The sequence below is a fragment of the Flavobacterium sp. genome, assembly GCF_039930565.1.
In the GTDB taxonomy this organism is placed as follows: domain Bacteria; phylum Bacteroidota; class Bacteroidia; order Flavobacteriales; family Flavobacteriaceae; genus Flavobacterium.
Genome location: NZ_JBDTTP010000110.1, coordinates 1 through 10,209, shown reverse-complemented (window position 1 = coordinate 10,209; position 10,209 = coordinate 1). Strand labels below are relative to the sequence as shown.

The following is a 10,209-nucleotide window of genomic DNA, read 5'->3' as shown; positions in this document are numbered from 1 at the left end:
ATGTGAAGCGATAACTGACCGTGTTTTTCTGAAAAGATAAAACTTAAGTCGAATTGGCTCACCTTTCTCTGATATCCTTTATAGTGTTTTAAAATCAGATCTTGTATCTGGAAGTTATCCGATTCAAATAAATCGTTTTGATTTTGCAATACTACCAAGACATCAAAAAGAGCAGATCTGCCTGTATCTCTTCCTAAACCTAATTCTTCTACCAGATTATCCAATGGATATTCCTGATGAGAATACGCCCCTAATAAAGTCTGTTTTTGAATTGCCAATAACTCTTCAAAACTTACTGCTGCATCAAAACTGGTGCGAATGGCTATCGTATTCAAATATAATCCAACCTGATTTTCTAAATCACTATGTTCTCTTCCTGCTATGGGTGTCCCTACAATAATATCCCTGGTATTGGTATATCTCGAAAGTAAACCGTTGATTCCCGACATTAAAACCATGAATAGTGTAGCATCATTGTTTTCTGAAAACAATTTCAAAGCTGAAGTTGCTCGTTTGGAGAAATCATAGGTAACTGAATCTCCATTATAGGTCTTAACTTTTGGTCTCATTTTGCTTGCTGGAAGTTCCAATACCGGAATCGTTCCGCTAAAAATATTTAACCAATACTCTTCTGCTATTTTTAATTTAGCCAGCTTGTTTTCACTCCTGATCCAGGAGGCATAATCTTTATACTGAATAGTAAGATCCGGCAAACTATTATTTTTAGCCTGAACCAGATTATCGTAAATTGTTATTAATTCTTTGGTTAATAAACCCATAGACCAGCCGTCACCAATAATATGATGCATGTTAAAAATCAAAATATGGTGATCTGTTGCTAATTTTATTAAATGTAAACGTATTAAAGGAGCTTCTTCTAAATTAAACTGATGTTTGTAACTCTCATCTACTCTTTTTTCTACTGTTTGCTGTTGATTTTCTTCTGTACTATAATCAAAATAATCCATTTTAAAATCGACTGCTGAAGCCTCGACAATAAATTGACGTACTTCTCCCTGTTCATTTCGTTTGAAAAAGGTTCTTAAAATTTCATGTCTGGAAATAACTTTCTTAAAGGCTTCTGTTAAGTTTCCGACATTCAGAATTCCCTGCAGTTCAAAAGAGCCAGGAATATTATATGCCTGATTACCGCCTTCAAACTGACTTAATATCCATAATCGATGTTGCGACGATGTTAAAACATAATTCTCCTGAGTTTCTGCTTTGGGTATTGCAGTAAAAGCCGAGGTTTCTAATCTGGATATAATTCCTGAAACGGTAGGATTCAAAAACACTTCTTTTACACTTATTTGATATCCGAGACTTCGATTAATTTTATTTACCAGTAAAGTGACTTTTAAACTATGTCCGCCTAATTCAAAAAAATTATCTGTAACTCCTATTGTTTCAATTCCTAATAATTCTTCCCAAATGGCCACTAACTCTTTTTCTAAAATTGTTGCAGGTGCAACATATTTTTGCTGAACAATATCATCACTACCAACTGGTGGCAATGCTTTCTTGTCGACTTTTCCATGAGGAGTGAGCGGAATAGAATCTATTTGAACTAAATAATCCGGTATCATATAATCTGGTAAATTATGAGCCAGTTTAGAACGGAGTTCTTGCTTATCTATGCGTTCTTCTCCAACCAAGTAAGCAACAATCATTTGCTCCCCTCCAATATTTTGGATCACAGCTAAAGATTGATCAATGTTATTTTGAGATGAGATACTGTGTTCTATTTCCCCTAATTCTATACGATGTCCTCTAACTTTTACCTGATCGTCATTACGTCCCAAAAATTCTATACTGCCATCTGGAAGCCACCTTCCTAAATCACCGGTTTTATATAATTTCGCTCCCGCTGTAAAAGGATTAGGAACAAATTTTTCTGAGGTTAAACCTTTGTTATTTAAATATCCTCTGGAAAGTCCGGAGCCAGAAATGTACAATTCTCCAAAAACGCCAATTGGTTTTAATGCCAGATCATCTGATAAAATATATACTTCTGAACCTTTTAATGGTTTTCCTATAGAAATCATATTTTTTTGTACATGATTTTTATTCACCTTACCCATTGTAGCACTAATTGTTGCTTCTGTCGGGCCATATTTATTATAAAAATCGGCAATTTTTATCATTTTTTCGGCCAATTTTTTAGAACACATTTCTCCTGCTGACACTATTCTTCGCAGCGATTTACAAGACGAAAGAGGATCTAAATATCCCAAATAACTTGGAGTGCAATGCAAATGGGTTATAGCCTGTTCCTGCAAAACATTTACAAAATCAGATGGATCAATGATACACTCTTTTGATACTCCTATTAGTGATGCTCCGTTGAATAAGGCTAAAAAGATTTGCTCCATAGAGGCATCAAAAGCCGTATTTGAAAACTGTATGACCCGTTCTGAACTGTCAAACTCAAAAACTTTGGTTTGATTTGCAATATAATTTACTAAACTGTGGTGTTCAATCATCACTCCTTTTGGCTTGCCTGTTGAACCTGAAGTATATATTACATACATTAAGTTATTTGGTGCGAGAGAAATTTCAGGTAAGGTAATGTTGTAATCATCCTGATTGGCGATAAAATGCATGATCAAATCGTCGTCAATTACTACTTTACAGTTTGTATCTTGTTCAATATAAGCAATTCGTTGTTCCGGATAACCTGGATCTACAGGAACATAGGCGCCTCCGGCTTTTAAAACAGCCAACAATGCAATATAAATCCACTCACTTCGCTCTAATTTTACTGTGATTAAATCCTCAATTTTAACATCAAAATTGTTTAATAAATAATGGGCTAACTGATTTGAAATCCTATCTAATTCTTTGTATGTCAAGCATCTGTTTTCGAATACAATCGCAATAGCATTCGGTGTTTTGGCAGCTTGCCCGCTAAATACAGAAACGGCTGTTTTGTTTGTAATTGAATTTGTTTTTTTAGGATTGAAACCGTGTAGCAACATCTCTTTTTCAGATGCTGGCAGGTACTCTATTCCGGCTAAGGATTGAGCAGGGTTTTCGACAAGTTCATCCAGAATTTTAAGATATACGGATAAAACACGCTCCATGGTAGCATGTTTAAAAATATCAGCATTATAATCCCATTCTACAGAAATTCTTCTGTCTGGCTTATTATCTGCTACATAATCTGTTTGTTCGTATACGGTATTCACGACAACACTAATGTCAAATCGTGATGTTTTATTATGCCCTTTTAAAATTTCTATTTCTGCATCGAGCAAAGACATACTCTGAATTGGAACATTGACAAAACTGAACATGTACTGAAATAATGGATTAAGATTTAAACCTCGTTCCGGATTTATTCTTTCTACTACTTTACCAAAAGGAGTATCATCATAAGCATAGGCGTCAAGACAAGTTGCTTTTACCTGATGAAGAATATCGAGTAAGGAATCTTTACTGCTAAAAGTTGTTCTCAGTGCAATTGTATTGACAATCATACCTAAAACCTCCTGAAATTCTTTATAGCGTCTGTTTGCAACGGCAGTTCCTACGCATACATCTGTCTGATTACTAAATTGGTATAGCGCTATTTTAAAAGCCGTAAGCATTGTAATGTACAAGGACACATCTTGTTTTTCAGAAAATTGTCGTAGTTTTTCAGAGAAATCCAATGAAAAAACATGCTCTATTGTAGCGCCTTTTTTTACAGAAGTTTCTGATCTTTCGTAATCTAAAGCAATTAATGATTCGTTTGAGAAACCTTCAAATTTATGATCCCAATATGCTAATTTCTCCTGAAGAATTTCCTCGGTAAAACTATTTTTTTCCCAATACGCATAATCTTTAAAGGTAACTTCGGGATTTTTTACCTCAAAATCCGGATCTATTTGCAATTCATTATACACATCAACAAAATCTCTGAATAAAATTCCCTGTGTCCATCCATCTAAAATTAAATGATGCTCACAAAATATTAGTACACTTTCCTGGTTTGAGAATTTCAAAAAATCTACTCTAAAAAGAGGCCCTTCTTCTATATTAAAAGCGCGGCTTTCTATTTTTTCCAAAGATTGCGCAATTACTTTTTCTTTATTCTCTTCGCTTACAAAAGTACAATCGATCACCGGAATGGTATAAGCATACGGAGAAAGTATTTTTTGATAAGGCGCTCCATCCTGATTTACAAAAACAGTTCGCAATATTTCATGTTTGGCTATTAGTTTCGAAAATGTTTTTTCGAGTGTAGCGACTTCTACATGCCCATTGAGTTTCATTGCCCGGGATACATGATAAGATGTATCTGTAGGATCTAATTGATTAAGAAACCACAATCTATCTTGTGAGAAAGACAAAGGATACAATTCTTGTTGGGGAGCGATTATATTTTGAGTTTTTTTCTTTCCTAAAGATGGTACTAACTCGCTTATTTCTTTAATAGTAGGAAATTTATAGAAATCTTTTAATGGCAATTCAATTCCTTTTTGATCTCTCAAACTGCTAATAAATTGGTTCGCCAATAAGGAATGTCCGCCGAGTTCAAAAAAGCTCACCGTAACATCAACCTGATCGAGTCTTAACAATTCCTGCCAGATGGCAGCAATTTCTTTTTCCTGTTCTGTTGTGGGCAGTTGAACTGCTTCTTTGATATTTATGATTTTAGGTTCCGGTAAACTTTTTATGTCTATTTTTCCGTTAGAAATTAAAGGAATTGCATCTATGATTACAAAATGAGTCGGGATCATAAACTCCGGCAAATGGTTTTTTAAATCAAATACTAAGGAAGATATATTGATAAAAGATTCGTTTGCCACTAAATAAGCAACAAGAATTGGCATACCGTCAATCTCTTTTATGCAGACATAACTATCTACAACGTATGCATTTACCTTTTGTATGGCGTGTTCAATTTCGCCTATTTCAATGCGATAACCTTTATAGCTAAGCTGACTATCTTTTCTGCCATAAAAAATTAAGTTATTATCACTACTCCACTTTCCGAGATCACCTGTTTTATAAATACGTTCTCCATTTATGTTTACAAATGCATTATCCGTTAATTCTTTTTTATTCAAATAAGAAACTGCCAGGCCTGCACCAGAAAGTCCAATCTCTCCTATCGCCCCCTTAGGTAATATTCTCGAACCGTCTAAAAGATACACACCTCTGTTTGTAATAGGTTTTCCTATCGGAAATACGGTATCTGTCTTACTCACTTTATAATAGGTGGCGCAAACTGTACTTTCTGTAGGTCCATAAGTATTATAAATATCATGAGTATCCAGTAGTTGATCTACCTGATGCGGTTTTAGAGTATCTCCTCCACTAATAACGGTTTTGAAATTGAGGTGATAGTTTTTATGATTATCATTTAGATATTGTAAAACAAAAGGATTGGTACTTAACAGAGTAACTCCAAATCGTTCACAATCTTCAAAAAGTGCATTAAAATCTTTAGTTTCAGAGGCAATTACCAGGTTACCCCCTACAGAGAGAATCGGAAAAATCTCTTCTATAGAAGTATCAAAAGCGGTAGAGGCCTGTTGCAGTACAACATCTTTTTCACTTAAATTAAAATAAGTACTAAATGTCAGGATATAATCGTATAAAGATCGATGGTTGATCACAACGCCTTTAGGATTTCCTGTTGAGCCAGAAGTGTAGATAATGTAAGCTTCATCCTGAGGTTCTGCAACAACAGGTGTATATGCTGCTGATGCGTACTCTTCTAAAATGAGATCAATATTACATTCTTTTTCTGCTACAATCGAATTAGAAAAAGAGTCTGTTAAGATAAAATCCAGCTCAGCATCATTTATAATATATTGTTTTCGTTCATCTGGATAGGCATCATCAATAGGTACATAAACAGCACCAGTTTTGAATGTAGCCAGAATACCAATAATGCTTTTTTCTGATCTGGAGAGCATGACTCCGACTTTATCCCCCTTTTTTATACCCTTAATTTGCAGATAAGATGCTACTGTGGTTGAAAATACATCAAGCGAATCATAGGTTAAAAAATTTGTTTGAGAAGAAACAGCGGTTTTCGATGTATAATTAGCCAGCGATGTTTTCCAAAGATTTAAAAAAGTTTCTTCGGGTCTTTTTAATACAAGTCCTTTTGAAATGGTTTCAATTTCTTTTAATTGCTCTTTGCTCGATATTTCAATCTCTGCTAAAGTAATGTCTTTACTATCTTTTAATTGAGTTAACACTTTTTTGAAAGAGAGGATAAGCTGATTGGCTTCCAATTTTGAAACATATTTTTCATTGATATCAAATCTAAAGCTAAGATGTCCGTTTATATCCTCAAAAACATGTATAGAGATAGGATCATCTTCACTATCATTTGATAAAGGATGTATGCTGGCATTATTACCTGCAAATTCAGATTCATAATGCATACGCTCATACGACAATCTCACATCATATAACTTTGAAGTGGACTGGTGAAGGTTTCGCAATATATCGGCCTGTTGAAAACGTTGATGTCTGTAGCAGGTAAAGAGTGTTGCTTTTATTTCTTTGATGAAATCGCTTAAAGATGAATCGGATTCTAAAAGAAGTTTTAGTGGCAACATACTTAAAAATGGACCAAAAGTGCGTTTCTCATTTGCATTTTTTCGGTTTAAAATAGGCATGCCTAAGTTCACTTCTTTTCTATTATAATACTTGGACAAAACAATAGAAAAACAGCCTATTAATAGATGAAAAATGCCTAGTTTTTCTTTATTTGCAAAATCCCATAATTCTTTATTTTCAAATTCAGAAAGTGTCATTTCTACATGGCAATGACCTGTAGATCTGTTATTACCGGGATAAATTAAAGATGGTAATTCTGTATAACGTTCCAGCCAAAAGTTTTTATCTGTATCAAAATCACCGGAGTTTCTATAGGTATTTTCTAATGCTATAAAATCTTCATAAGACATTTTGTTTTTTTCTATACACAAATCATCATAAGCCAGGTCTGTACCCAATTGCTCATAAATTCTTTTTACTTTATTATACAATAACTGAAACGAGAAACCGTCAGATATAATATGATGAAGCTTTGAATACCAAATATAAGATTCAGGTGCTATTTTAATAAGCCAAATTTTATAAAGCTGTTTATCCTGTTCTATATTGAACGGAATTATAAAATCATCAGCTATCATTTGAATTGCTTTGGACTCGTTTGATTCTTCTATATAAGAAAGAGCTGTATTTGCTTCTGCATCCTCAAGACTATAGACCGGAAATCCACTCTTCTCTTCAAAAACAAAAGAAAAGATATCATTCTCTTTAATCAGAATATCAAATGCTGTTTTAAAACGCTCAACATCTACACTTCCATTAATAAATGCATAGCCGCCAATATTATATTTTGGAGAATCACTCTCTAAAATCTGATCAAGCCATATATATTTCTGTACGCTAGTGACATTATTTTTCATCTCTGTATTTTTTTATAATTTGTATAAACATTCGGTAACAGATTTTGTTATTATAATTGTTGTTGTTGCATTAGAATAATCCATGATAAAAACTTTTTATATTGGATATAAAAAAAATTAACGCTGTACGGCTATATTGTATAAGTAGACTTTAAATACAGCGACATCAACTCAATGATTTTTTTAAATAAAACTGAAAACTATTTTTGAAAATTTTTAGAATCATTAGACAAGAAACACAAAACGAAGGATCTAAAATTTATTCTGTAATTTACCAGAACCTCCAAGCCTGATCTTATTTTTATTATGGTAAATTTGGGAACAGGATATAGCTGCGCTGTAACCAGTCACATGTTTAGTTATTAAAAGGCAAATTTGATAATGGTGATTTTGGTGATTTTCAAAAAAAAAATTCTAGCTTTTCCAAAACTTTAGACAAGAAATTCGTTTTTTTAGAATTATTGATAAACAAGTACTTACTAAATAAAACCAGTTAACTTGTTTCACTGGAGTAAACTTACAATACAGAATTTTATTTCTTACTACACCAAAGTGTAGTTACTATTGATACAGTCAAATACTACCCAATTGTGTAGTTGATAGTTCTAGGCTGAAAGTCCAAAAGCTTCTGATGGCGCAACTAAATTTTTATTCTCGTTATAAAAATCAATTAGTCCATGGTAAGACATTGATACCGGGATGGTCTCAGAACCTAAATATTCAATTGATTTTCCAACAACTTTGGCTCTAATGCCCATTAATTGTAAAACTCTAAGCAGTTTGGCATCTATCTCTGCAAAAGCGATATTATCCTTGTTGGCACAAACCGGGGCGATGGCACAAACCAATAGTTTTTTTAGCAAATTGATATCACGTGTTCCTTTTTTGATAGCAAAACGTCCAATGTGCCATATTTCATTAATGGAATTCCCTTCTGTACACATGAAAGGATCGATATCAAACATTTTTTGAATTGGTAACGGTTTGATAAAATCCCATTTTAGAACTCTGATGGTGCCTATTAATTCATCAAGATCATTTTTGAAAATGAATATTTTTGAATTCTTTAAGAATTCCATTTCTTCCTGATAAACAGATTCAATATCATTTTGATATGAACTTGAATATACCTCGTTGGCATGATGATTGAAATTCTCAGTCACTACAAATTTTGACATATGGAAAATCTCATTTTGACTGATAGTCGGCAGGTGGTTTATTTTGGTTATCATGGTAGTTTATTTTTTCCAAAACTATGACCACAATAACCTCGAAATATTACACAAAATACTAGTTGTCAACAAACTAAAAAAATACTACCCTTTAGTGTAGGTAGTAAAAATCCTATTGTTAAGAAAATAATGGTTAAAAAAATACAATTGAAAGCCTTATTTAAATGAAGTTAAATTCATATAGATTTAAAAAATAATTAACAGTATATCTGCAATTTTTCCTATATTCACGCCGTAGTAAAAATATTAGGATATGGTAATTGAAAACGACTTTTTTTCATCTAACAATACAGTGCAAAAAATTTCTGAAGATGAAGCACTTAAACTGGCCAATTATTTAGAACTTGTCAAAGCGTTTGCCAGAACAACTTACAGCAGTATCTACATTATAGATTACGAAAAAAAAGGATTTGAATATGTCTCTGAAAACCCACTTTTTCTGTGTGGCCATACACCGGAAGAGGTGCAGGAACTGGGCTATGCCTTTTACTTTAAGTATGTAATAAAAGAAGATCTGGACTTACTCTTGAAGATTAATACGATAGGATTTGATTTCTATCAAAATATTCCCCTGGAAGAGCGAATATATCATACTATTTCATATGATTTTCGGTTGAAGAATCCGAGTGGAAAAACCTTTTTGGTCAATCAAAAACTGACTCCCGTTTTTTTAACCAATGACGGTAAAATCTGGAAGTCAATTTGTATCATTTCACTTTCCTCAGAACTGCAGTCCGGGAACATTAAAATTTATAAAAAAGGAGAAAATAAAATCTTTAACTATGACCTGGAAGGAGATTTTTGGAAAACATCTGAAAAGATAGTACTTACCAGCCGTGAAAAAGAGGTTTTGCAATATTCTATTAGAGGATTTACGATTGCCAACATGGCCGAGAGCATGTTTGTCTCGGCAGATACAATCAAATTTCATAAAAGAAAACTGTTCACTAAATTGGGTGTGGGAAATATTGCCGAAGCAATAGCGTACGCTACTAGCAACAAATTAATTTGATAATTGTGGATTAAAAATACCCACTCCTTTTGGTTCAAATCCTTCCGATTTTGAAACATTAGTGGCACACTTCATTTTGAAATAGATTATAAATATTAAGAAATGTAGTATATAAGGTTCTAATCTCTCTTCCCAATTAAAAGGGAAAGAAGTAAAATGCAGTTTTTCTCGCATCTATATTACAACAACTTTAAATGTACTTTGGAGCTTTTTTGGTTATGTTGCATCTGCCAAAATCAAATATAAGAATTTAAGTAATTTAATAGTTAGGACGCCAATTTACATAATGATTTAAACATAGTTATCCCTGTTCTAACCATCTGATTCTTTCTAAGCATATTGCACAACTTCAATTCCGCTAAATGTTCGTCTGGCTGATTCAAAACTTTTAAAGCCCAATCAGTTTTGATAAAACGATAATCCTGTTCTACAATATTGCTGAGATATTTACACTGCCGGATTTTAATCTTTGAGAATGAACGTTTGTTATAGACTTTGATAGCTGCAGTATTAGAACCACTTTTATCAATGTTTATTACTCTTG

General features: G+C 33.1%; 3 protein-coding genes and 1 pseudogene. 1 reads left to right on the top strand and 3 read right to left on the bottom strand.

Features of this window, described 5'->3' with window-relative positions; genetic code table 11:
* Positions 1–7,421: amino acid adenylation domain-containing protein (locus tag ABI657_RS18080; RefSeq protein ID WP_348098669.1), on the bottom strand; the 7,421-nt coding region annotated here is incomplete at its 3' end.
* A gap of 605 nt (positions 7,422–8,026) precedes the next feature.
* The gene (locus ABI657_RS18075) at positions 8,027–8,653 is read right to left on the bottom strand and encodes a hypothetical protein (RefSeq protein WP_348098668.1); all 627 of its coding nucleotides are present in this window, start codon (positions 8,651–8,653) and stop codon (positions 8,027–8,029) included.
* A gap of 253 nt (positions 8,654–8,906) precedes the next feature.
* Here ABI657_RS18075 and ABI657_RS18070 point away from each other — a divergent pair, with 253 nt between their 5' ends.
* Entirely contained in the window at positions 8,907–9,665 is a 759-nt protein-coding gene (locus ABI657_RS18070) for a helix-turn-helix transcriptional regulator (RefSeq protein ID WP_348096050.1), read from the top strand.
* 266 nt (positions 9,666–9,931) lie between these two features.
* Here the strand turns inward: ABI657_RS18070 and ABI657_RS18065 are convergent.
* Positions 9,932–10,132, bottom strand: a pseudogene (locus ABI657_RS18065) (DDE-type integrase/transposase/recombinase); the annotation flags it as partial.
* Positions 10,133–10,209: the final 77 nt, after the last annotated feature.

Coding starts and splice junctions, on each gene's coding strand:
- ABI657_RS18075 (WP_348098668.1), bottom strand. CDS start 8,653: ATGATAACCAAAATAAACCACCTGCCGACTATCAGTCAAAATGAGATT.
- ABI657_RS18070 (WP_348096050.1), top strand. CDS start 8,907: ATGGTAATTGAAAACGACTTTTTTTCATCTAACAATACAGTGCAAAAA.